The organism is Roseovarius sp. W115 (genome assembly GCF_032842945.2).
Taxonomy (GTDB): Bacteria; Pseudomonadota; Alphaproteobacteria; order Rhodobacterales; family Rhodobacteraceae; genus Roseovarius; species Roseovarius rhodophyticola.
This window is the reverse complement of record NZ_CP146606.1, coordinates 2,490,503-2,512,392: the sequence shown is the minus strand read 5'-3', so window position 1 is coordinate 2,512,392 and position 21,890 is coordinate 2,490,503. Positions and strand designations below refer to the sequence as shown.

General features: G+C 57.7%; 24 protein-coding genes. 11 read left to right on the top strand and 13 right to left on the bottom strand.

The window, feature by feature from the left end; translation table 11 throughout:
- Window positions 1-119 precede the first annotated feature (119 nt).
- Both RZS32_RS12760 and RZS32_RS12755 read left to right on the top strand, forming a co-directional pair.
- Window positions 120-2,201 (top strand): NAD(P)-binding protein, encoded by a 2,082-nt coding sequence (locus tag RZS32_RS12760; protein ID WP_317057351.1) that lies wholly within the window; start codon window positions 120-122, stop codon window positions 2,199-2,201.
- Window positions 2,198-2,689, top strand: coding sequence for a hypothetical protein (locus tag RZS32_RS12755; RefSeq protein WP_317057350.1), 492 nt, complete (start codon window positions 2,198-2,200; stop codon window positions 2,687-2,689). Before RZS32_RS12760 ends, RZS32_RS12755 begins: the two co-directional genes overlap by 4 nt.
- 124 nt (window positions 2,690-2,813) lie before the next feature.
- On the opposite strand, the gene RZS32_RS12750 is transcribed toward RZS32_RS12755, so the two are convergent.
- On the bottom strand, window positions 2,814-3,266 hold the full coding sequence (locus RZS32_RS12750; RefSeq protein ID WP_317057349.1) for a flavodoxin domain-containing protein: 453 nt from the start codon (window positions 3,264-3,266) through the stop codon (window positions 2,814-2,816).
- A gap of 283 nt (window positions 3,267-3,549) precedes the next feature.
- Here RZS32_RS12750 and RZS32_RS12745 point away from each other — a divergent pair, with 283 nt between their 5' ends.
- On the top strand, window positions 3,550-3,825 hold the full coding sequence (locus RZS32_RS12745) for a hypothetical protein (protein ID WP_317057348.1): 276 nt from the start codon (window positions 3,550-3,552) through the stop codon (window positions 3,823-3,825).
- A gap of 43 nt (window positions 3,826-3,868) precedes the next feature.
- On the opposite strand, the gene RZS32_RS12740 is transcribed toward RZS32_RS12745, so the two are convergent.
- The 6 genes from RZS32_RS12740 to RZS32_RS12715 all read right to left on the bottom strand — a co-directional run bounded on the left by RZS32_RS12740 (window position 3,869) and on the right by RZS32_RS12715 (window position 7,399).
- On the bottom strand, window positions 3,869-4,348 hold the full coding sequence (locus tag RZS32_RS12740) for a protein tyrosine phosphatase family protein (RefSeq protein WP_317057347.1): 480 nt from the start codon (window positions 4,346-4,348) through the stop codon (window positions 3,869-3,871).
- Between the two features lie 28 nt (window positions 4,349-4,376).
- Window positions 4,377-4,736: an ExbD/TolR family protein gene (locus tag RZS32_RS12735; RefSeq protein ID WP_339106654.1), complete on the bottom strand. Its 360-nt coding sequence runs from the start codon at window positions 4,734-4,736 to the stop codon at window positions 4,377-4,379.
- On the bottom strand, window positions 4,736-5,116 hold the full coding sequence (locus tag RZS32_RS12730) for an ExbD/TolR family protein (RefSeq protein WP_339106653.1): 381 nt from the start codon (window positions 5,114-5,116) through the stop codon (window positions 4,736-4,738). The genes RZS32_RS12735 and RZS32_RS12730 overlap by 1 nt, the downstream gene beginning before the upstream one ends.
- Entirely contained in the window at window positions 5,109-5,765 is a 657-nt protein-coding gene (locus RZS32_RS12725; RefSeq protein ID WP_339106652.1) for a MotA/TolQ/ExbB proton channel family protein, read from the bottom strand. The genes RZS32_RS12730 and RZS32_RS12725 overlap by 8 nt, the downstream gene beginning before the upstream one ends.
- Complete coding sequence (locus RZS32_RS12720; RefSeq protein WP_317057344.1) at window positions 5,762-6,196, bottom strand: hypothetical protein; 435 nt, start codon at window positions 6,194-6,196, stop codon at window positions 5,762-5,764. Before RZS32_RS12720 ends, RZS32_RS12725 begins: the two co-directional genes overlap by 4 nt.
- Window positions 6,197-6,274: 78 nt before the next feature.
- Window positions 6,275-7,399: a TonB family protein gene (locus RZS32_RS12715; protein ID WP_317057343.1), complete on the bottom strand. Its 1,125-nt coding sequence runs from the start codon at window positions 7,397-7,399 to the stop codon at window positions 6,275-6,277.
- Window positions 7,400-7,924: 525 nt separating this feature from the next.
- Here RZS32_RS12715 and ugpB point away from each other — a divergent pair.
- From ugpB to ugpC, 4 genes are read left to right on the top strand one after another with little or no spacing between them, the layout of a single operon-like run.
- A complete protein-coding gene (gene ugpB, locus RZS32_RS12710; protein WP_317057341.1) occupies window positions 7,925-9,238 on the top strand; it encodes a sn-glycerol-3-phosphate ABC transporter substrate-binding protein UgpB in 1,314 nt (437 codons plus the stop codon).
- A 52-nt stretch (window positions 9,239-9,290) separates the two neighbouring features.
- Window positions 9,291-10,172, top strand: coding sequence for a sn-glycerol-3-phosphate ABC transporter permease UgpA (ugpA, locus tag RZS32_RS12705; RefSeq protein WP_317057340.1), 882 nt, complete (start codon window positions 9,291-9,293; stop codon window positions 10,170-10,172).
- A gap of 17 nt (window positions 10,173-10,189) precedes the next feature.
- The gene (gene ugpE, locus RZS32_RS12700) at window positions 10,190-11,026 is read left to right on the top strand and encodes a sn-glycerol-3-phosphate ABC transporter permease UgpE (RefSeq protein WP_317057909.1); all 837 of its coding nucleotides are present in this window, start codon (window positions 10,190-10,192) and stop codon (window positions 11,024-11,026) included.
- Between the two features lie 2 nt (window positions 11,027-11,028).
- Complete coding sequence (ugpC, locus tag RZS32_RS12695) at window positions 11,029-12,084, top strand: sn-glycerol-3-phosphate ABC transporter ATP-binding protein UgpC (protein WP_317057339.1); 1,056 nt, start codon at window positions 11,029-11,031, stop codon at window positions 12,082-12,084.
- Window positions 12,085-12,093: 9 nt separating this feature from the next.
- Here ugpC and RZS32_RS12690 read toward each other — a convergent pair whose 3' ends face one another.
- On the bottom strand, window positions 12,094-14,367 hold the full coding sequence (locus RZS32_RS12690) for an adenosylcobalamin-dependent ribonucleoside-diphosphate reductase (protein WP_339106651.1): 2,274 nt from the start codon (window positions 14,365-14,367) through the stop codon (window positions 12,094-12,096).
- Window positions 14,368-14,585: 218 nt separating this feature from the next.
- On the opposite strand from RZS32_RS12690, the gene RZS32_RS12685 reads away from it, so the two are divergent.
- On the top strand, window positions 14,586-15,542 hold the full coding sequence (locus RZS32_RS12685; RefSeq protein ID WP_317057338.1) for a DMT family transporter: 957 nt from the start codon (window positions 14,586-14,588) through the stop codon (window positions 15,540-15,542).
- A gap of 50 nt (window positions 15,543-15,592) precedes the next feature.
- Window positions 15,593-16,027 (top strand): DUF1489 family protein, encoded by a 435-nt coding sequence (locus RZS32_RS12680; protein WP_317057337.1) that lies wholly within the window; start codon window positions 15,593-15,595, stop codon window positions 16,025-16,027.
- 73 nt (window positions 16,028-16,100) lie between these two features.
- Here the strand turns inward: RZS32_RS12680 and RZS32_RS12675 are convergent, their stop codons facing one another.
- On the bottom strand, window positions 16,101-16,340 hold the full coding sequence (locus RZS32_RS12675; protein ID WP_339106650.1) for a hypothetical protein: 240 nt from the start codon (window positions 16,338-16,340) through the stop codon (window positions 16,101-16,103).
- Here RZS32_RS12675 and RZS32_RS12670 point away from each other — a divergent pair.
- Window positions 16,315-17,073 (top strand): outer membrane protein, encoded by a 759-nt coding sequence (locus tag RZS32_RS12670; RefSeq protein WP_317057335.1) that lies wholly within the window; start codon window positions 16,315-16,317, stop codon window positions 17,071-17,073. The two genes, RZS32_RS12675 and RZS32_RS12670, sit on opposite strands and share 26 nt — an antisense overlap.
- A 101-nt stretch (window positions 17,074-17,174) precedes the next feature.
- Here the strand turns inward: RZS32_RS12670 and RZS32_RS12665 are convergent, their stop codons facing one another.
- The 4 genes from RZS32_RS12665 to RZS32_RS12650 are packed head-to-tail and all read right to left on the bottom strand — an operon-like array spanning window position 17,175 to window position 20,542.
- Window positions 17,175-18,764 (bottom strand): hypothetical protein, encoded by a 1,590-nt coding sequence (locus RZS32_RS12665; RefSeq protein ID WP_317057334.1) that lies wholly within the window; start codon window positions 18,762-18,764, stop codon window positions 17,175-17,177.
- 49 nt (window positions 18,765-18,813) lie between these two features.
- The gene (arsC, locus tag RZS32_RS12660) at window positions 18,814-19,158 is read right to left on the bottom strand and encodes an arsenate reductase (glutaredoxin) (RefSeq protein WP_317057333.1); all 345 of its coding nucleotides are present in this window, start codon (window positions 19,156-19,158) and stop codon (window positions 18,814-18,816) included.
- Window positions 19,149-20,207, bottom strand: a complete 1,059-nt coding sequence (locus RZS32_RS12655) for a quinone-dependent dihydroorotate dehydrogenase (RefSeq protein ID WP_317057332.1) — start codon at window positions 20,205-20,207, stop codon at window positions 19,149-19,151. Before RZS32_RS12655 ends, arsC begins: the two co-directional genes overlap by 10 nt.
- Window positions 20,204-20,542, bottom strand: coding sequence for a DUF952 domain-containing protein (locus RZS32_RS12650; protein ID WP_317057908.1), 339 nt, complete (start codon window positions 20,540-20,542; stop codon window positions 20,204-20,206). The genes RZS32_RS12655 and RZS32_RS12650 overlap by 4 nt, the downstream gene beginning before the upstream one ends.
- Window positions 20,543-20,695: 153 nt before the next feature.
- Between RZS32_RS12650 and RZS32_RS12645 the strand changes: the two genes are divergently transcribed.
- Window positions 20,696-21,889 (top strand): class I SAM-dependent methyltransferase, encoded by a 1,194-nt coding sequence (locus RZS32_RS12645; RefSeq protein WP_317057331.1) that lies wholly within the window; start codon window positions 20,696-20,698, stop codon window positions 21,887-21,889.
- Window position 21,890 lies beyond the last annotated feature (1 nt).

Genomic DNA, 21,890 nt, shown 5'->3' with positions numbered 1-21,890 from the left:
CAGAAAACCCAGAGAGGCCGACAAACTAACATGTCCGGGTCGCATTAAAACGCCTCTGGTCCCGCAATACATTGGCGCCACAACTGACTTGGCAACCAAATTCCAGAAGGCCAACCGATTTGCCCCGTGATCCCCGATATGACTCTCTGTTCGATCCAATAGATATTGGCCCTGTGACCGCGCCCAACCGGTTCTATCAAGTGCCCCATTGCACAGGCATGGGTTGGCTGCGGCCCCGCATGGTCGCCGAGATGCGTGGTGTGAAGGCCGAAGGTGGCTGGGGCGTTGTGTGCACCGAGTATAACTCTATTCATCCAACGTCGGATGATTTGCCTCACCCATCAGCGAGCCTTTGGGATCAAAGCGATATCGCGGCCCATCGCATGATGACCGACAAGGTACATGAATATGGGGCTCTGGCCGGGGCTGAGCTTTGGTATGGCGGAGCGCGCTCGGCGAACTTGCTGACACGAGACGTGCCCATGGACATCGCTTCCATGCCGCATATGTCGGGCAATCCCTTTCAGACGCGCGCGATGGACAAGACAGACATCCGCAACCTACGCCGATGGCATCGGGATGCGGCTTTGCGGGCACGTGATGCCGGGTTTGATATCGTCTATGTCTACGCCACGCACACATACTTGCTGTCAAACTTCCTCAATCCCAAGATCAACCAGCGCAGTGATGAATATGGCGGGTCTCTGGAAAACCGGATCCGGCTCGTGCGCGAATTGATTGAAGAGACCAAGGAGGCCGTCGGCGACCGCTGCGCCGTGGCCGTACGTTTTGCAGCCGATGAAGAGATCGGCGAGGACGGCGTGCCCATTCATGGCGAGCGGCGCGATATGCTTGGCCTATTGGCCGAGTTACCGGACTTGTGGGACATCAACATCGCCAATTACGCGCTGGAAATGGGCGTGGCGCGGTTTACGTCGGAGGCGGCGCTGGAACCCTACATGGACTACGTGAAATCCGTCACCAGCAAGCCCGTTGTCACCGTCGGTCGCTTCACATCTCCCGACACCATGGTCAGCCAGATCAAACGCGGCATCACCGACCTCATCGGGGCCGCGCGCCCCTCAATCGCCGATCCCTTCCTGCCCAGGAAAATCAACGAAGGTCTGCAAGACGACATACGCGAGTGCATCGGCTGCAATGTCTGTTACTCGGGTGACAGCATTGGAGTGCCGATCCGCTGTACGCAAAACCCCACAATGGGGGAAGAATGGCGGCGCGGCTGGCATCCTGAGCATATGCCGGACAAGGCCAGTGACAGCTCCGTTCTGATCGTCGGCAGTGGTCCAACCGGGCTGGAGGCCGCGCGTGCCTTGGGCAAACGCGGCTACAAGGTCATGCTGGCCGAAGCCGGAACCGAGCTTGGCGGGCGTGTCACGCGCGAGGCCGCCCTGCCCGGCCTTTCCACTTATGCTCGCGTCCGAGATTACCGCGTGCAACAGCTTGTGCAGATGCCCAATGTCGAGATTTTCTATGACAGCCCGCTTGGCGCGCAGGATGTCATCGACGTGGGTGCAGATCATGTGGCATTGGCCACTGGAGCCAAATGGTTGACCCAGCGCTGGACGGGTCAGTTTGCTGAAAACGTTGCCCCACCGGATGTGAGTCTGCTGACGCCAGACGATATCATGGCGGGCCGCATGCCGGACGGGCCAACGCTGATTTACGATGAAGATGGTTATTACCTGGGCGGTGTCATCGCCGAAGTCGTCGGTGCCACCGGGGTGCCCGTCACCCTAGCCACACCCTCTGATGTCGTGTCGGAATGGGCGGGCAACACGTCTGAGCGCTGGCGCGTGCGCACCAGACTGCAAAAACTTGGTATCTCGTTGGAACTGGCGCAGGAATTGAGCTGGTTTGACGGTCAAGCCGCAAAGCTGTCATGCAGCTACTCCGGCGCAGAGAAATTGCTGCCGTTTGATCATGTCGTCATGGTCACGCACCGCGCACCCAACGACGCTCTTTGGCACGACCTCTTGGCGATGGCAGACGGAGATGTCGACGCCTTGCCTTTCAGCCTGAAACGCGTCGGCGATTGCGAGGCGCCCGCGATCATCGCGGCAGCAGTCTATGCCGGACATAGGTATGCGCGCGAACTGGAGGCCGAACCGCATCTTCTGCATGACCGTGTGGATGTGCGCCAAACACCCGATGGGGTGCATCTTGCGGACAATGCACCATGACGACACTGCATCCTAAGTATTTGGAGACGCTCAAGCTTTACTATGAAGAAGAGATCGAAGGCGAAGCGTATTTCTTTCGCATGTCAGAGCGGCTCGATGATCCGGGTCACAGCGCCAAGATGCGCTTGCTTGGAGAGGTGGAAACCTATGCTGCGGCCGCGGTGAAACCCTTGCTCGACAAGTACAAACTGACCCCAAGGCCCGCCACCGAGTTAACCGCGTCAGGCCGTAGCCAAGCAGACGCCAAACCTGCTGACTGGGTTCTCCTGTTAGAAGAGATGCGAGGCACCTTTCCCGGCTACATTGATGACTTTGAAGCACTAGAAGCGATGGCCCCCGCAGAAGATCTGGCTCCATTGAGAACTCTCACAGCGCACGAAATTGCGGCCATCGCATTTCTCGAACGCGAGGCCAAGGGTGACCAAAGCAGCACCCAACCGTTGGTACAGTACCTCAAACGTTTCGCGACAAACCCGTCTCCCGGATGATCGCGAAACACTTCAAAACCCAGATCGGCCTAAAAGAACAGCTTTGACCTTTAAAGCTGCGAACAAAACGCGTCGATCTCAGCGCTCAATTTGTCCCAGTCGGTGAATTCGCGCACACCGTCTACTAAATCGACTTTTCGCCCGCCAGCACGACATTGTTAAGTACCTGCTTTTCAAAATAGTCGTAGCTGTCCGTACGAACCGCCCCCGCAACGATCATTTCTTTAGATGGCGTAAACCCCGTCCGCATCTTCATTTCTGTGAGGTAGTCCCAGGCCTCTTCTTGCCCTTCGGGAAACGCTGCTTTGAGGCTCACTGACAGAAGAAGTGTTTGTTTTTTATCCAGGTCCTCACGACTGGCCGAAACGAAAACCTCGAAGGCTTTGGGATGACGCCGCTCATGCACCGGGGCCGCCAAAACAATTCCGTCGAAGTCTTCCAAATCAATGGGTGATGTCCTGTTTTCCGTGTTGAAGACCTTAACAGCGTGGCCAGTTGCAGAAAGCTGATGGTCCACAAAGTCTGTGATCTTTTGAGTTTGGCCCTCAACAGACTCGAAAATAATCAGGACTTTCATCAATCACTTCCTCAGACGGGATTGCGTTTCGCACGCAGCGTGACATGCATGATATCTATGACGCTGTGGCGCGGTCTTGGGGTCAGGGTACTCTGCTATGGGGCGATGCGATTTGACGAGGATCAAAGCAGCCTGAAAACTCTTTGAAATGAAAGCGATCCGCAAAGTCTTGAAAGGTTTTAACCTGCTAGGTATCGGTTCAATTCCGGGTTTGCACTATTGAAGAAACACCGGCATTTCAGTTAAAAACAGCCCGGGTGAGGTTAATTTTGAGACATCTTCCATGAAGCATACTACGCCAAAGCGTCGGGATCCGTTTGAAATGCTGCAACAGGCGCTCCAATCAGAGTGGAGAACGTTGGACACCGTGCCCCTCCGCGGAGAAGGAGAATTTCTCGTCCTCACAGTCTCCGGCCTGACGCGATTGGCTCGGAACCGGAAAGATTTCCGCAATCCACGCAAGGCAGATGGCTATGCTCCAGAACGCATGACGGTTGTGTCGGTGGAAACCGGAAATTACCTCGGCGCAATGGCCTGGAAATGGCCGGACGAGACGTGATGCGAAGCTGGTGCAAAGACCCCGGCCATTCAGAACACACCCGTCAGTAATCTTCACCCGCATAACGATTTGGCTTCCCTGTCGCGTCTGGAATGCCAACAAAATCCGCCCAATCGTTGCCCGGTCTCCAGATGCTGTCCATGTTTGCCTTGGTATCCACCGCAAGAGCCGATGGATTGCCTTTGCCATATCGAAAAAAGAACGCGCTGACACGGGCGTTGTAGATGCAGTGCACATGAACCTTCGTGTCCTGCAATCCGTCCAGCGCCTTGCGGAAGTCGTCAAAGTCTTTGTCTGTCGGGTCTTCGAACTCCACAGGAATGTAGATATACGTCATGCCCAATGCATCGACTGTGCCTGCTTCGTCCTCAAGCGCGCCCTTGTTGTGACGCGGCCCGAGGTTGATGACATGCGTCACGCCAAGGCCCTTGATCTCGGCAAGTTGGGCCTCAGAAGGCTGACCAGACGTGGTGATCCGATCATTCAAACGACGCCAATTCAGAATGTGCGGCAGATCCGTCATCTTTGCTCCAATCCCCGCTCTGTCACGATCAGCACCCGCGTAGCCCCTCTTGGCGTAGCGCGCGCGCCAGGTTCACCAAGGTGGCGGCAGGTGCTGCCTCGTCCGGGACAATACGCACAACTTCGCCTTCATCATCAGGTAAGGCCGCATAAAAATCCTGCGCGGAAGCGACAGGTTCTCCGCGATATGCGAGCTGTCCATCCGCGTGCAGAACAAGTGTGTCGGGCGGCGCGCGGCCGTCGAGCTCTGATGTGCGCACAAGCTTGAGGTCCGGGTCCAACGGTTGAGCCAAAGTGCTGGCCACCATGAAGAACACGAGCATCAGGAAAACCACGTTGATCAGCGCAATCGTAGGTTCTCGCCGGGCGCTTTGTCTGTGGCGGCGCATCAGGACCCCAACACGTTGATTTTGAGCCGGTCGATACCGCGCAGCACAACAAGGATGTCGGTCAGCCGTTGGGCTGTGACACCGTCTTGCATGCTGACAATCACCGATAGTGTCTCGGCCTCCGGCGCCGTTTGGCCAAATCTCTCCGCAAGAGCCTCGGGCGCAATATCTTCCCCGTTCAGGCTGAGGGTATTTTCACCCAATTGCAGGAAGCTGCGTTGAACGTCGCTTGTGCCTGTGGACCCTGCGCTCGCTGCCGCCAGCTCGACCTCAGAGAATTTGGAAAAGGTTGAGGACAGCATGAAAAAGAGCAGCAACAGGAAAATGACGTCGATCAACGACGTTAAAGACAAGCGCCTGCGTCTGACATGCTTACGCAAGAGACGGCTCCTCTATGGCATCTTGAGCCGCGTCACCCCACCTGCCCTGCGGGTGCAGGATTGAGGCAATCGCGCGCTCCGCGGTCACGCGCTCGGCATCCATGCGGCTTTCGAACCAGCTCAGCACCATGGCCGTTGGCATCGCCACGGCAAGCCCGACCGCCGTGGTCAAAAGCGCCACCCAGATCCCCCCGGCCAGAAGCGAGGGATCAACCTGCGATCCCGCGTCCTGCAGAGATTGAAACGCCTCGATCATACCCAAAACCGTGCCAAAGAGACCCAGCAGCGGGGCAAGCTGCGCCACGCTGTCCAACAGACGAAACCCGCCTTCGAGCCGGGCAAAGCGCACTTCCGCTTCGGCCTCCAGCCGTTTGGTATCACCGGGCCTCGCGGCAAAGGCCATTTCCACCACCGGAGCTAGATAGCTTTTGGAAGTTTTGAGAGCGGCCACAGCCCCGCTGCGATCGCCTCTATCCCAAGCGGCCACAGACGCTTGCAACGCCTTGTGTCGCCCAACACCTGCTACCGAAAACTGCCAGAGTTTGTAGAGAATAGCGGCCAGCGTCACGACGGAAATAAACAACAGGATGACCACAACCGGTCCGCCCAGTGCCGCGATCTGTCTCAGGCTTTCAAGTATCGCGTTCATCCGATCACCTCAATTTTGGTTCGCGTGTCGAGTATCAAATCCGCCTCACAGGCATTGGCGGGCAAACCCGGCGCTTCACAGGTGTGGGCGCCATTGATCAAGACCTTGCCCAACCCATCGCACTTCAGACCTTGCAACGTGAACTGTCGCACTCGTGGACGGCCCGGCGGCAATGTCCCAAAGTCAAACAAGGTCAGGCGGTCTACCTGTCCTGACGCATCGAACAGGACTGTCTCGTAGACGACCTTCTCGATCGGGCTTGGATGCCCGTTCAAGGCCAGGAAGGAGAGCGTGCAACTCGCCTCATTGGATTTCACGGCATTCAGCTCAATCAAGACTGCCTCCCCAACCTCGTCGTCCTGCGCCCATGCGCTTGTGGCAAATGTCAGGCCAGCCGTCAAAACGGCGGCAACCTTTGCAGTGATGTTCATCTGTGTCTCCATTGCATGGTCGTCATTTCTTCAATGTCTGATACCGAGTTATAGCGGTGCCCGAGCAGCCCATCCCAATCACCTGTTGCGATACAAAAAGACCAACCTTTGGCTTGTGCCGGTTGGGGTTGGCGGGAAAGGTGCTGCACGGCGCACTTGTGCTGCAGCAGCCCGGTCGACAGCGGCCGAGCCAGAGCTGCGCACAATACGTACCCATGCGATCGTGCCATTTGGGTTGATCTGAAACTGGACGCTTGCTGTGCCGCTGTCGGATGTTCTGCCCGTCGGAAAACGGTTGAGCTGTACCAGAACGCGACCCACATAATTGGTCGTCGTGGCATTTCCTGTGCCGCCTGAACCGGCAAAACTTGTTGATCCAGAACCACTACGTCTGCCCAGCGCCAGTTGATCGACACCTGTTCGGCGATAAACATCCAGCGGCGACTCTATAACCCGGGCCTGCCGCTGCTGCTGGACATACTCGGTGGCTCCCAATTCTTCTGTTGAAGGTCGCTGTGTTGGCGGACGCAAAGAGCGCGTTACAGCAGATTGAGTCAGGTCCTCAGCGTCATCAGTCGTTAGAATTTCCGGGTCTTCCGGCACTGATGCTACAACGATATCGGACGGCTCAACCTCAGACACATCCACTTCCGAGGGGCTGTCCGCCTCCTCTTCTGACGCAAGCTCAGGCACCTCAGGTTCCACCACCTCAGGCGTTTCTTCTGGACTGGCTTCTGGCTCCGGCTCCTCCGGCACAGTCTCTGGCGTTGAGCCCTCGGTCGTCACCTCATCGGGTTGCAGTGCTGCCAACTCGCCTACGTTTTCCTCATCCTCACCGCTTTGTTCCTCGGCCTCGTCCGCTTGCGGATCACCTTCCGGTTGCTCGTCCACCTCTGGCAAAGGCTCTGATGCTGCCGCCGCATCAGGTGCCAACGTCTCTTGCGGATTATCTGAGGCCACAAGAGCTTCTGACGTTGGCGTTTCTTCGGAAACTGGGTCAGCAGGCGTCACTTCAGGTTGCTCGGCCTCCGGTGCTGACTCCGCAAAATCCTCAAACGCGCCTCCGGTATCGGTCACGTCAGTTGTGCCGGATTCAGATGAGGGCGCGCTCGCGTCACGCGCGCTGAAGCCCAGGCCCAACGCGTGCAGGATCAGTGACAGAATTATAGCCGCAATGGCGACAATGCCGGACCTTCTGATCATGTGGCAACTCGTTGCGTGAAGTGCAAAGAAACCCTGCCTCTATTGCGCGCGCTGACATCAGAAATCTGCAATGCAAAAGCTCTTCTCATGGACGAGTTAATCGCAATCATCACTTTTGCAATGCCAGGCTATGACGTGTTTATCACAGGTACACATCTCGTTGGAATGCACAGGTTGCGTTGTATCCTCCGATCGCTCCAAGTGTAAGGTCATCCTACATCATTGTGAACTCACGTGCTGCCGCACTTGGATACAGTGCTGAACAGGCGCGAAAACGGAATGCTTTAGTGCGTTGCAACGCGGTAATTTCTTATCCAAACGCCCGGAAATCGACGCATTCACCGCTTTCGGAACTTTCTTGCCGAATTTGCTTTGTGAAAGATTTTTGAAGCCTGCCATGACCGTTTGAAATCCGTTCTACGATGTGTATCGTCAAGTTGCCTGAACCAGCCAACTAGAAAAACGCAGAACATGCGTGGCTTACCAATCAGTCGATGCGCCAACTTTGGTGCAAGGGAGGAAAATATGAATAAGACTTTGATCGCCGGACTGGCGCTATCTGGAACTATGCTAAGCCCACTTGCGGCCTACGCCCAAACCGAAGTTCAGTTCTGGCACGCCTTTACAGGTCGTCTGGGAGAATTGGTTAAAGCCCAGGTCGAAGAATTCAACGCAAGCCAAAGCGATTATGTTGTCGTCGAAAGCCACAAGGGCAACTATTCTGAAACTCTGAACGCTGGCATCGCCGCGTTTCGCGCACAAGAGCAACCTCACATCCTAATGGTGTTCGAAGTCGGCACGGCGACGATGATGTCCGCTCAAGGCGCGATCAAGCCGGTCTATTCCGTGATGGCCGAGAGCGGAGCGGAGTTTGACCCCGATGCCTTTATTGGATCGGTTAAAGGCTATTACACCACCACAGACGGCGAGATGCTATCCTTGCCGTTTAACTCTTCCACGCCTGTGCTGTGGGTCAATCGGGATGCATTCAAAGCCGCAGGCGTGGACCCGGACACCGACCTGTCCACCTGGCAGAATGTCGATGCTGTGCTCGATCAGCTCAAGGCAGGCGGATCGGAATGCCCATTGGTCACGGCATGGCAAAGCTGGATTCATCTGGAAAACTTCTCGGCCTATCACGACGTCCCTTTTGCGTCGAAAGACAACGGGTTCTCCGGGCTGGATACCGAACTCATGCTCAACGGCGAAGCGCAGGTGGCACATCTGACAGCCATGGGCGAATGGGCCAAGGATGGTAAGTTCATCTACACTGGTCGCCGCAACGAAGGTGGGGCCAATTTCCGAGCCGGTGAATGCGCGCTCTTTACCGAAAGCTCAGCCGGGTACGCCGGGATCAAGGCCGAAGCGCAGTTCGACTTTGATGTCCGCCCCTTGCCCTATTGGGAAGGTATCGGCAACGCGCCGCAAAACACCATCATTGGCGGTGCGTCTCTCTGGGTCATGGAAGGCCATGAGGCAGAGGAGTACAAAGGCGTGGGCGCCTTCCTGAGCTTCCTGTCCAGTTCAGACGTACAAGCGTCCTGGCATCAGAACACCGGCTACCTGCCGATCACGGCTGCTGCGGGTGAGGCCACACGCCTTGCTGGGTTCTACGACGAAAACCCCGGCACGGACATTGCCGTGATCCAGATGACCGCCAAGGAACCCACGGCCAACTCCAAGGGCCTGCGCCTTGGGTCCTTTGATCAGATCCGCGGTATCATCGATGAAGAGCTGGAGGCGATCTGGTCCGGTGACAAAACGGCTCAAGCAGCCATGGACAGCGCCAAAGAGCGTGGCGATGCACTTCTGCGTCGCTTTGAATCGGCCAACAAGTAAGTAAGATTAAGGCGGGTCCAGGCGGCCCGCCTTTTTCCGACAGGGGACAGTTTTGGAAAAACGCGTCACATTTCGTGGCTGGTTGCTGCCGCTCTTACTGATCGCGCCGCAGGTGATCATCTCGGCGGTCTTTTTCTTCTATCCCGCCGGGCAGGCCATCTGGCAGTCGCTGTTCATCCCCGATCCATTTGGGCTTTCGGCGCAATTTGTGGGGCTGGGAAATTTTGAGTTCCTCCTCAATGACAAATTCTACCGCGCGTCCTTCCTGACCACGGCGGTCTTTTCTATCCTTGTGACCCTCTGCTCAATGGTCCCCGCCCTCTTTCTGGCCGTTCTCGCGGACCGTCTGATCAAAGGCTCTGGGGTCTATCGCACGCTGCTGATCTGGCCCTATGCCGTAGCCCCTGCGGTCGCGGGTGTGCTGTGGCTTTTCATGTTCAACACCCGTGTGGGCGTGATCTCCTGGTACCTTGGCACGCTGGGATATGACTGGAACCACGTGCTCAATGGCGGCGAGGCGATGGGTCTTGTTGTCGTCGCCTCCGCCTGGGGGCGGATCAGTTACAATTTCCTGTTCTTTTTTGCGGCGTTACAAGCCGTTCCTCGTTCAGTAATTGAAGCCGCCGCCATCGACGGCGCCCGCTTCTGGCGCAGGTTCTGGACAATTGTCCTGCCCCTTTTGTCGCCCACCACTTTCTTTCTGCTGGTGGTCAACATCGTCTACGCCTTCTTCGAGACTTTCGGCGTCATCCACACGATCACCTCAGGCGGCCCACAACAAACCACGACAATCCTTGTCTACAAGGTCTTCTCAGATGGCTTTGTAGGCCAGGATCTCGGCTCCTCCTCGGCACAATCCGTGATCCTTTTGATTGTTGTCGGACTGCTGACGGTCATTCAGTTCAAATACATCGAAAAGCGGGTGCATTACTGATGGCGCAGGTGCATGGCATGGTCGAAAAGCGAGGCGCAGGGCTGTGGCTCACACATGCCTTCATGATCCTGGGCGTCTTGGTGATCTTCTTCCCGATATGGCTCGCCTTCGTGGCCTCCACCGTCACCCAGCCCGAGATCACCAACCCGCCCATGCCCGTCTGGCCCGGTGATCAGTTTTGGGTGAACTACAAAAACGCCCTCTTTTCGGGGATCAACGTGCCTGTGGCGACCATGTTGATGAATTCCATGGTCATGGCCGTGGGCATCGCCGTGGGCAAGATCGTCATCTCGCTCCTGTCGGCCTTTGCCATCGTCTATTTTCGTTTCCCCGGCCGCACGACTTTCTTCTGGCTGATCTTTCTGACCCTTATGCTGCCCGTCGAAGTGCGCATTGTGCCCACATTCGAGGTCGTCGCGGGCTTTGGCATGCTCAACAGCTACGCGGGCCTCATCTTCCCACTCATCGCCTCAGCCACCGCCACCTTCCTCTTCCGGCAGTTTTTCCTGACCATCCCTGACGAACTGGCCGAAGCAGCGCGAGTCGATGGCGCCTCGCCGATGCGGTTTTTCTGGGACATCGTTGTGCCCATGAGCCGCACCAATGTCGCAGCGCTCTTTGTGATCCTCTTCATCTATGGCTGGAACCAGTATCTCTGGCCGCTGCTCATCACCACCGACCCGGAAATGAACACCATCGTCATGGGCATCAAACAGATGTTCCCATCCGGCGATGACTTTGCCCATTGGCCGACGATCATGGCCACCTCGATCCTTGCGATGATCCCGCCAGTGATTGTCGTCATCTCCATGCAGCGGCTCTTTGTCCGCGGCCTTGTCGATAGCGAGAAGTAACAATGGCCACCGTCACCCTCACCGACATCAAGAAAAGCTTTGGGCAGACAGACGTGATCCACGGCATCAATGTCGAGATCGCTGATGGCGAATTCATCGTGATCGTCGGACCCTCCGGCTGTGGCAAATCCACCTTGCTGCGCATGGTGGCGGGGCTGGAAACCGTCACCGCGGGCGATGTGCTCATCGGTGGAGAACGGGCCAATGACAAGGAACCCATGGACCGCGACATCGCCATGGTGTTTCAGAACTACGCGCTCTACCCGCACATGTCCGTGCGCCAGAACATGGGCTATGGGCTCAAGATCGCGGGTCTGCCCAAGGACCAGATCACCGCCAAGGTCGAAGAGACCGCGAAACTCTTGCAGCTTCAGGCCCTGCTCGACCGCAAACCCCGCCAGCTCTCAGGCGGCCAGCGCCAGCGCGTCGCCATGGGCCGTGCCATCGTGCGCGAACCGGCCGTGTTTCTCTTTGACGAGCCGCTCTCAAACCTTGATGCCAAACTGCGTGTGCAAATGCGCCTTGAGATCAAAGAGTTACAATCCAAACTTGGCGTAACCTCGCTCTATGTCACCCATGATCAGGTTGAGGCGATGACCATGGCCGACCGCATGATCGTGATGAATGGCGGGGTGGCCGAGCAAATCGGTACGCCGCTTGAGGTCTATGAAACCCCGCGCACGCTTTTTGCCGCGCAATTCATCGGCAGCCCGGCAATGAACGTTTTTGATGCGGAATTGAACTCCGGTCAGGTTCACATTGGCGGTCAGACCGTGGCCAAAGCGTCAGGCCCGGACGGTCCGGTCAAACTGGGAATTCGGCCTGAACACTTTGCAAAGGACGATGCGGGACCCTTCGAGGTCCGCGTTCAAATGACCGAGCCGCTTGGCGCCAACACCCTGCTGCACGGCCGCTTGGACAGTATCAAGACCGACATCACCATCAGCTTGCCTGGCGTTCACACCATGGGTGCTGAATCGACCTCGATGCGCTTTGCCGCGCAACCCGGCATGACGCACCTCTTTGACAGCACAACAGGTCACCGTATCACAGGCTGACAGGTCGCGTTACGAACACTTCGAATGCCCGCAGCTGCCGCAAGTCATACAGCCCTCAATCTTGCGCATGTCAAAACTGCCACAGGCCGGACAGGACGCACCACGCGGGCCGCCGTGATTGACCACCTGCGCCTGTGGGTCTTCCTTGAGGCCAAGCCCCTCGCCTTCGAGGAACCCGATATTCACCATATGATTTTCCAGAACCCCGCCAATCGCCGCCAGGATCGACGGAATATACTTCCCGTTCATCCAGGCCCCGCCGCGTGGATCGAACACGGCCTTGAGTTCTTCTACCACAAAACTCACGTCCCCCCCGCGCCGGAACACCGCTGATATCATCCGGGTCAACGCCACGGTCCAGGCATAGTGCTCCATATTCTTGGAGTTGATGAACACCTCAAACGGCCGCCGACGCCCATTCAGGATAATATCATTCACGGTGACATAAATCGCATGGTTGCTGTCGGGCCATTTGAGCTTGTAGGTATGCCCTTCCAGCTCCTGCGGACGGTCCAGCGGATCGGACATATAGACGACCTCGCCGCCTTCCATGGACACCGCGCCCTCGCCCGGCACCTTGTCTTCGGTCTCTGACACGCTCAGCACCGACCCCGTCACATCATTCGGCCGGTAGGTCGTGCAGCCCTTACAGCCCAGGTCCCAGGCCTGCATGTAGACGTCCTTGAACGCCTCAAACCCGATATCCGCCGGCACGTTGATCGTTTTGGAAATACTGGAATCAATCCATTTCTGCGCCGCCGCCTGCATCTTCACATGCGCCTCAGGCTCCAATGTCTGGGCGTTGACGAAATACTCGGGCAGGTCTGCCTCGCCAAACTTCTCGCGCCACATCTGGACGGCATAATCCACCACCTCTTCTTCGGTGCGGCTGCCATCCTTCTGCAGCACCTTGCGCGTGTAGGCATAGGCAAACACGGGCTCGATGCCGGAACTCACGTTGCCGGCATAAAGGCTGATCGTGCCGGTGGGCGCAATCGAGGTCAAAAGCGCGTTGCGAATACCGTGTTCACGCACCGCCTCTCGCACATCGTCATCCATCGCCTGCATGGTGCCACTGGCCAGATAGGCATCGGCCTCAAAGAGTGGAAACGCCCCCTTCTCCTTGGCAAGCTCCACCGAAGCCAGATAAGACGCCCGCGCAATCGCCTTAAGCCAGACCTCCGTCTGCGCCGCCGCCTCATCCGAGCCATAACGCAAGCCGCACATCAGCAATGCATCGGCCAGCCCTGTGACCCCAAGCCCAATCCGCCGCTTGGCCTGCGCCTCGGCGCGCTGTTCTGGCAGCGGAAAGTTTGACGCATCCACCACATTGTCCATCATCCGGATCGCTGTGCCCACAAGCTCTGAGAGTGCTGCCTCATCAATAGATGCATTTGCTTCAAACGGCGCCTCCACCAACCGCGCCAGATTAACAGATCCTAACAAACACGCCCCATAAGGCGGCAAAGGCTGTTCGCCGCAGGGATTGGTCGCCGCAATCGTCTCAGCGTAATGCAGGTTGTTCGCCGCATTGATCCGGTCGATGAAAATCACGCCGGGTTCGGCAAAATCATAGGTCGCCCGCATGATCTTGTTCCACAGATCCCGCGCCTGCACGGTTTTGTAGACCTTGCCTCCAAAGACCAATTCCCAAGGCCCGTCCGCCTTCACCGCATCCATGAACGGATCGGTGACCAGCACCGAGAGGTTGAACATCCGAAGCCGCGCAGGATCGGATTTCACCGCGATGAACTCTTCTACATCGGGATGATCACAGCGCATCGTCGCCATCATCGCGCCACGACGGCTTCCCGCGCTCATGATTGTGCGGCACATTGCATCCCACACATCCATGAAACTCAGCGGCCCGCTCGCATCCGCGCCGACGCCTTTGACCTCGGCGCCGCGCGGTCGCAGCGTCGAGAAGTCATAACCGATCCCGCCACCCTGCTGCATCGTAAGCGCCGCCTCACGCAGCGCATTGAAAATCCCGTTCATGTCATCCGGAATGGTGCCCATGACAAAACAGTTAAAGAGCGTCACTGCCCGCCCTGTGCCCGCTCCCGCCGTGATCCGACCGGCTGGTAGATATTTGAATTCTTCAAGAGCGCTGAAAAACCGATCTTCCCAAACGTCCGGCTTGTCCTCTACGGCCGCCAAAGACCGCGCAATCCGCCGCCAGGTATCCTCCACCGTCCCATCCACAGGCGTGCCGTCGCCAGCCTTGAAGCGGTATTTCATATCCCAGATGGACTCTGCGATCGGGGCAGCGAATCGAGTCATAGAACCACAATCTCTTGTATAAGAACGGAGCAAGAACACTACACTTTGGGGGTCCAAAATGCAATCTTCTTCTTTCTTGTCCCAAATACCCAATTTCCAAGGGTGACGCCACTCCATCGCTTCGTTCTTGGCGCAATTTGTGCTGCTGACAGGCCCTGTCAAACTATGTCGCAAACGGCGTTGCGCCCTCCCCACCCCTGACCCAGAGTGACCACATTATGCACCGCGCCCAAGTCTCACATACGGATCAGGTCTCTCTTGGCATCCTCATTATCCTCGCCTCTGTCTCGGCGCTGGCGCTTGGGGATGCCACGATCAAACTTATCAGCGCTGATTTTTCCCTTTGGCAGATTTTCGCGCTGCGCTCGGCCTTTGCCATTCCCTGCATCATCCTGCTCGCCATCCTCGCCAAACGCCGCCTGAGACCAACCGCCCCGGGATGGGTTAGCCTGCGCGCCCTGTTGCTTGTCACCGGATGGATCGCCTATTACGGCGCGCTGCCCTGGCTAGATCTCGGCACCGCTGCCGTTGCCGTCTACACCAATCCCATTTTCACAGCCCTCATCACCGCCGCAGTGCTCAAAGAGCGCGTGACCCCCATACAATGGCTGGGTATTGCCATCGGCTTCGTCGGTGTCGCCATCATCCTGCGCCCCACAGATGCGCAATTTTCCTGGCCCCTTCTCGGCCCGATCGCTGGCGCGCTGCTTTACTCACTGGCGATGATTCTGACGCGCAGCAAATGTCAATCCGAAGACTATGTCAGCCTGGCCTTCGCCCTGCACATCGCCTTCATCGTGACCGGCATGATCGGCCTTGCCCTCAATACATTGGTACCTCTACCCGTCAGCCTGTCCGACCAAACGCCCTTTCTCACAACCGGCTGGGCCGCCATGGCACCAAACGACTGGGCCCTGATGGCAGGGCTTGGGCTTTTGGCGATGGCCTTCACCCTTGGCGTCGCCCGTGCCTATCAGATCGCACCGCCCCATATCATTGCTACCTTCGACTATGGCTATGTGGGCTTCGCTCTATTGTGGGGCGTGGTGTTCTTCTCGGAATACCCCGACGCACGCGGCATTCTCGGCATGGGACTTGTGATTACCGCCGGTCTCATGGTTGCCCTGGGCGCGCGCCGCTACCAATCTCCTCTGCAACACTCCGCAGGCGGTTGAAACTCCAGCCCAGCGCAATAGAGTATCATCTATCACGCTGGGGGCGTTTCATGGCATCGGCCAAATTACATCTGATCAAACTGAGCGTCGGCTCGGAATCCTTTGAAAGCCTGACCGCGTGGCAATCCCGCCCCGAGGCGCAAGGCCCCGATGGACTGCCGCGCCATGTCACACGCATGTGGCCCCGGCGCGAGGCAGACCTGCTTCAGGGCGGATCCATCTATTGGGTGGTCCAGGGGCTGGTGCAATGCCGACAGCGCATTTTGCGCCTTGATGAGGTTATCCGCGCAGACGGGATTCGCCGGTGCGGCATTGTTCTGGACCCTGAACTCATCCGCACCTCAACAGCCCCCAAACGCCCATTTCAGGGCTGGCGCTATCTTGACCCCGGCGACGCGCCCGTGGATTTGCCCAAAGCCCGCCGGAATGAAGAGCCCCTACCTGCCGACCTCTCCGCTGCTTTGTCTGACATCGGAGTGATCTGACGTAACACGTCAAAAATGACCCAACGCCGGAAACACGACACGCTCAAGCGAGCGTGAAGCAGTGTCACACTGATCAAAGCCATCGAAAATCAGTTGTTTTTTGGATTTCGGATGCGCTGCCTCCTGCCAGCTCGAACAATGCTGTCTGACCATCTTCACGACGTTCACCGCCAGTTGAACGGCTATGATCACGCAAGCCCTTGAGCGTCCTCGAAAGCATGCAGATATCACTGCCAACAACGCACCCAAGAACGTCACTGGACAAACGATCGGAAAGGATCTCCGCCATGACCGTAAAGACAACCTTGCTCACCACTGCTCTTGTAACACTGGCTCTTCCCGCCGCAGCGCAGTCAACGCATGTCGAAGTTGGCAATCTGTCTTTTGACAAGATCGCAGCAGACATCAGCGCACCTGCCACACCAGAGCGCGTGACGGCGTCCAATGAACAAACCTTTGCGGCAAACGCCTTGAAGCGGACCGAAACCAAGCAGCCAGCTCCTGCACTGAGTTTTGCAAGTGGTCAAAGCGCCTCCGGGAGCCAGGACACCGTGTCTCGCAATGCGAACTCTGATTTCAACACTGGCCGGGACTGGACCGGGTTCTATGTCGGTGGCCAGATCGGTTTTGCGAATGTCGACACCAATATTTCGAGCGACGATGATGATTTCATCGGCGGTATCTTCGTGGGCTACGACTATGACCTTGGAAACGTGGTGATCGGCGGTGGCCTGGACTATGACTTTACCGACGCCGATGTGGCGGGCGGTGTGGCTGACCTCGAAAATATTTTCCGCCTTCGCGCGCGTGCTGGGTACAAGATCGGATCAGGCCTTCTTTACGGCACTGCAGGTTACGCGATTGCAGACACCGATACACTCGGCAGTGATGATGGATATTTCATCGGCGCCGGATACGAACACTTCGTCAGCCAGAATTTCACCATCGGCGGTGAGGTCCTTTATCACGAATTCAACAGCTTCGACTCCACAGGCGTGGATGTAGAGGCCACGACCGTCCAAATCCGCGGCACCTTCCGCTTCTAAAGCGTTGTCCCAACCCGCCCCTTTTTGATCGGGGGCGGGCCGCATGGGGCGGGCACCATCGTTTCCCCTCTTTTTGATCGGTGCTCGCCCCGGCCCTTTGGTCAGTCCCGGCTGCGAAACCCCGTACGCTGGACAAAGACAACCACCAAAAGCGGGACAACGACCGCCAAACATGTGACGGTCACAAGCAACATCCCCAGCTCCGAATAATCTGCATTCGTCAGGACCTTATCGCCCTCGCGCACATCGCGCGTGATGATGTAAATCTCATTGAGATACTTCGTCCCCAGCGTCGAAGCCGAGAGCGCAAGATTGGTGAAAGACGCCATCACCGCAAAGAACGTGGCCTTCAGCTCACGTGGCGCGTTGCGCGCAATCCAGGCCAGCATCGGGATCATCGCCACCTGCCCCAACGGGCTTTCTAGCGCTGTGTCGAAAATCGCGATGAACCGCGCATCGACTATCCCGCCAGTCACCGAAGCTGTCCATTCCTGCACACCGTAGTAGAGCCCGATATTGGGCAGTGTCAGAAGCCCGCCAATGAGGCTCAGCACAACAACAATCCAGACAATGGACCGCGTCGCCATCATCGGGCGCAAAAGCACAATAACCACAAGCGTCACCACCGCTGTGATCAACGACAGAACCGACTGAAACTGCTGGTCAAAGCCCAGCACATCAATCTCGAACCACTTCTGTCCGTCCCCTGGCCCTGGGATCGCACGGAAGAAAAAGATGATGATCGCCGTGCCAACAAGCGCCTTGGCCTGCGCTGGTTCCAGCACTGCCACCAGTTGCCGCATCAGAAAGGCCACAACGGCCATGGAACCAACAAAGATGATCTCTTGCCCAAACGGCACCTGCCCCAGTCCAACGATCAATGACAGCGCCACAAACGCTCCGCCGCCGATGAAATACCACCAGTTCGGCGTGGTCTGCGTCTCTGGTTCATCGGCACCGTTTATCTGGCCTGATCGTTTCATCACCCCGGCAAGAACCACGCCGCTCACCGAGATCACCGGGATCAAAAACCCGATCATATAGACCCGCGCATAGACCGCGCCCTTCTGCGCCTGATCCATGCTCTCAATGCCGGAAAACACCGCGATATTGAGAAGCGCCACCGCCACCGTGCCGCCGATCAAGGCAAACCGGCCCAGCGCCTGCATGGTGGTGTGCATCGCCTTGCTGTCTTCCTCGCTGATCAGCGCGCCGGTTTCGTCCCGTGTCGGAACCGCCTCGACCGACATCGCATCGGCCACCGCGTCTTGCAAAACCAGACCGCAGGGGGCCAGAAGAAAGCTCAGGATGTACCAGTTTGAGACCGGCATGATCGTTTCCATCATGGCCGTCTGTGTGAGAACGAAATACATGATCCCCACGCTGGCCGCGACACATCCCGCCCCCAGCCAGATGAGCAGCCATTTCCACTTCCAAATGAGGTCCACGAGATGCCCCAATGGCATCTTAAGCGCCCAGGGCAGCCCTGCCCAGAACGCGAGACTCGCGATGTAGGCGGCTGAAAAGTCGAGATATTCTTTAACGAAGAACGTGCCGACAATGAGGGTCAGCCCAGAACACCCAGCCGCGAAGTAGACCATCAGCGGCGGCAGGAACGACAGCCGCATTTGATCTCTCAGATCAAAGACAACCGCGTTGAAATATCCCGCTACCCCCGCCTTACTCTGCATCCGAATCCGCCCTCATACCGGTCATTCACGCGCGAAACTTAGAATTGAATCATAGGATGTCGAGCACCGCTTCGGGTGGGCGTCCCAGCGCGGCCTTGCCATTTGCAAACACAACCGGGCGTTCGATCAGGATCGGATGCGCCGCCATGGCCTCGATGAGCTTGGCCTCATCCGTTTCCTTGGCAAGGCGCAACTCTTTGAACACCGCTTCCCCCCGGCGCATCAGTTTTGCAGCGGGCAGGCTAAGGGCCTTCAAAGCGGCAGAAATCTCGTCGGCCGTTGGCGCATCCTGCAGATACAGACGCACCTCCACGTCCCCCCGCTCCTGCAAAAGCGCCAGCGTCTGGCGCGACTTAGAACATCTCGGGTTGTGCCAAATCTCGGTCACAGCCATATCTCTCTCCCTTTCCCCACAGCCTCAGCAACACTGGCATAGCCTTGGCTGTCCAGCAGTTGATCCAGGTCTTTGGCAATCCGCCCAACCAATCCCAGCCCCTCATACACGAGCGCCGAATAAAGCTGCACAGCGCTGGCTCCGGCGAGTATCTTTTGGAACGCGTCCTGCCCTGAGGCAATGCCGCCTACGCCCACAAGAGGCATCTTGCCTTCGGTTAACTGCGAGAGTTTCGCCAGCACACGCGTCGAACGCTCAAAAAGCGGTGCGCCTGAAAGCCCACCCGCCTCTGCGGCATGTCGGCTGCGCAATCCATCACGCGACAGGGTCGTGTTTGTGGCAATGATAGCGCTTACATTGCTTTCCTGCGCGACCTCGGCGACTTCGGCCAGTTCCTCATCTGTTAAGTCCGGCGCGATTTTCAGGAAGACCGGAATGCGCCGGTCCAGCCCGTCGCGCACCTCCATGACACCTGCCAAAAGCGCCCGAAGTGCAGCTCCGCCCTGCAAATCACGCAGTTTCTCGGTGTTGGGGCTTGAGACATTGACCGTTGCGAAATCCAGATGCGCACCGCAATGGGCCAGTACGCGGGCAAAATCCTCGGCCCGATCTGTGCTGTCCTTGTTGGCCCCAAGGTTAAGACCAATGACCGCCTCCGTGGGTCGCGCCGCTAGACGTGGTTCTGCGGCCTCCATCCCTTCATTGTTAAAGCCAAACCGGTTGATCACAGCGTGATCTTCTCTCAACCGAAACAACCGGGGTTTCGGGTTGCCCGGCTGAGGCCGCGGTGTGATGGCGCCAACTTCGACAAACCCAAATCCGGCCTTAGCCAGCGGTGACAACGCCACAGCGTTTTTGTCAAACCCCGCCGCCAAGCCAATCGGATTGGCCAAGCGAATGCCAGCAAGCTCTGTGCGCAGTCGGTCCGACGTGATCTCTCCGGGCAAAGGTGCCAAACCCGACCGCAAGGCCCAAAGCGCCAGGCCATGGGCGCGTTCAGGGTCAAGCCGGTGCAGAAGGCCCAGCCCGATCCGGTCCATCACGCTCATACCATCTGGTCCGGAAACTGATGCACGCCGTGCTCAAGAGAAAGCGGCAAGGCCCAATGGAGATTTTCAAGCTTTAAAGGCGCGTAGAGATGCGGGAATAGCGCCCCGCCGCGTGACGGTTCCCATTTGAGCGCCGCGCCCAAATCCTCCGCCTCCACCGCCAAGAGCATTAAATCCTCTTCGCCCGCAAAATGCTTGGCCGCCGTCTCCGCCGCCTGGTCTGCGGTTGAGAAATGAATATATCCATCCGCCAGATCCACAGGCGCGCCATCGCTCTGGCCTGCATCGCAGAGGGCCTTCCATTCCTCTTGACGAAAAATCTTGTAGATCAGCATGCGTTCGGTCATGCCCCGGCGCGCAGGAACGGTCAAGCGAATTGCCAAGGCCAAGTCTTAACGCAACCTGAACATGTTCTGCACCGCAGCGTTTCGCGCGCGAAACATTTGCCCCTCTTGCATTTGCCGCCCATATCCGGCCTATGAACGCCCATGAGCAAAGTCCGCGATCAATACGAGGCGTTCCCCTATCCCGAACGCGACCCACGCGACGAGAAAAAGCGCCTGATCCTGGGATCGCCGTCGTTGCCACAAGAGATTGACCATTTCATCTTTGGCGGCCAGCGGGATTGGCACAAACCGCTGCGCATTCTCGTCGCAGGCGGCGGTACGGGCGACGGGCTGATTCAACTGACAACACTTCTGACACAATACAAACGCCCCTTTGAGGCCACCTATATTGACCTCTCCAAAGCATCACGTGATGTGGCAGAAGCGCGCGCCAAGATACGGAAATTAAACAATATTACCTTCATCACCGGAAGCCTTCTGGATGCGCCGAAATACGGTCCGTTTGACTACATAGATTGCTGCGGCGTGCTACACCATCTGCCGGATCCCGACGCAGGGTTTTCCCAACTCCGCGCGGCCCTCGCCCCCGGCGGCGGCATGGGATTCATGGTCTATGCGCCCTATGGCAGATCCGGGGTCTATCCCCTGCAAGACGCCTTTGGCGCACTGTATGCGGATCTTATCCCCAAGGACCGCATCAAGGCGGCGCGCAAGCTCTTTGACCGGCTGCCCGAGGGGCATCCGTTCAAATCGAACCCCAATCTGAATGATCACGAGACCGGGGATGCAGGGTTTTATGACCTGCTGTTGCACAGCCAGGACCGCACCTATGACGTGACAACCTTATGTGCCACGTTGGAGCGCACAGGCTGGGCGCTATCGGGGTTTGTGCAATCTGTCTATTATGATCTCGCCCGGTTCACAGAGCCGCCCGAGGGCATGGATGCTGTGACCCAAATGGCGGTGGCCGAAAAGCTCAACGGCACGATCCGCACCCATACCGCCTATGCGGTCGCAGCAGATACAGCCCCTCAAATCGCCCAAAGCACGAACCGCAAACTTGTGCCCCATATCAAGGGCATACAAGCCAAGGCTCTGGCACAAGCCGTGCTTCAGGGCCAGAGCCCGAAACTGGGCGATGCGACGCTGTCCGAAACCCTGTCCCTGCCCAAAGAGACCGGGGCGCTGTTGATGGCGATTGACGGGCGCAGATCGCTGCAAGAGATTGCCGCGCTCACAAAACAGGACCCATTGGCCTTTGGCGCGCTCTGGAGCCAGGTGGACCGCAAGCTCACGCCCTGGGGGCTGCTGGTCTATTCCAGCGTGCTGCGCTGAG

Excerpts from the sequence above, each read along its gene's own strand:
- RZS32_RS12755 (WP_317057350.1), top strand. The coding sequence starts at position 2,198 with ATGACGACACTGCATCCTAAGTATTTGGAGACGCTCAAGCTTTACTAT.
- RZS32_RS12645 (WP_317057331.1), top strand. The coding sequence starts at position 20,696 with ATGAGCAAAGTCCGCGATCAATACGAGGCGTTCCCCTATCCCGAACGC.
- RZS32_RS12670 (WP_317057335.1), top strand. The coding sequence starts at position 16,315 with ATGACCGTAAAGACAACCTTGCTCACCACTGCTCTTGTAACACTGGCT.
- RZS32_RS12685 (WP_317057338.1), top strand. The coding sequence starts at position 14,586 with ATGCACCGCGCCCAAGTCTCACATACGGATCAGGTCTCTCTTGGCATC.
- RZS32_RS12680 (WP_317057337.1), top strand. The coding sequence starts at position 15,593 with ATGGCATCGGCCAAATTACATCTGATCAAACTGAGCGTCGGCTCGGAA.
- ugpC (WP_317057339.1), top strand. The coding sequence starts at position 11,029 with ATGGCCACCGTCACCCTCACCGACATCAAGAAAAGCTTTGGGCAGACA.
- RZS32_RS12665 (WP_317057334.1), bottom strand. The coding sequence starts at position 18,764 with ATGCAGAGTAAGGCGGGGGTAGCGGGATATTTCAACGCGGTTGTCTTT.
- RZS32_RS12745 (WP_317057348.1), top strand. The coding sequence starts at position 3,550 with ATGAAGCATACTACGCCAAAGCGTCGGGATCCGTTTGAAATGCTGCAA.
- RZS32_RS12650 (WP_317057908.1), bottom strand. The coding sequence starts at position 20,542 with ATGCTGATCTACAAGATTTTTCGTCAAGAGGAATGGAAGGCCCTCTGC.
- RZS32_RS12720 (WP_317057344.1), bottom strand. The coding sequence starts at position 6,196 with ATGAACATCACTGCAAAGGTTGCCGCCGTTTTGACGGCTGGCCTGACA.
- RZS32_RS12725 (WP_339106652.1), bottom strand. The coding sequence starts at position 5,765 with ATGAACGCGATACTTGAAAGCCTGAGACAGATCGCGGCACTGGGCGGA.
- RZS32_RS12740 (WP_317057347.1), bottom strand. The coding sequence starts at position 4,348 with ATGACGGATCTGCCGCACATTCTGAATTGGCGTCGTTTGAATGATCGG.
- arsC (WP_317057333.1), bottom strand. The coding sequence starts at position 19,158 with ATGGCTGTGACCGAGATTTGGCACAACCCGAGATGTTCTAAGTCGCGC.
- RZS32_RS12655 (WP_317057332.1), bottom strand. The coding sequence starts at position 20,207 with ATGAGCGTGATGGACCGGATCGGGCTGGGCCTTCTGCACCGGCTTGAC.
- RZS32_RS12690 (WP_339106651.1), bottom strand. The coding sequence starts at position 14,367 with ATGACTCGATTCGCTGCCCCGATCGCAGAGTCCATCTGGGATATGAAA.
- RZS32_RS12750 (WP_317057349.1), bottom strand. The coding sequence starts at position 3,266 with ATGAAAGTCCTGATTATTTTCGAGTCTGTTGAGGGCCAAACTCAAAAG.
- ugpE (WP_317057909.1), top strand. The coding sequence starts at position 10,190 with ATGGTCGAAAAGCGAGGCGCAGGGCTGTGGCTCACACATGCCTTCATG.
- RZS32_RS12735 (WP_339106654.1), bottom strand. The coding sequence starts at position 4,736 with ATGCGCCGCCACAGACAAAGCGCCCGGCGAGAACCTACGATTGCGCTG.
- RZS32_RS12715 (WP_317057343.1), bottom strand. The coding sequence starts at position 7,399 with ATGATCAGAAGGTCCGGCATTGTCGCCATTGCGGCTATAATTCTGTCA.
- ugpB (WP_317057341.1), top strand. The coding sequence starts at position 7,925 with ATGAATAAGACTTTGATCGCCGGACTGGCGCTATCTGGAACTATGCTA.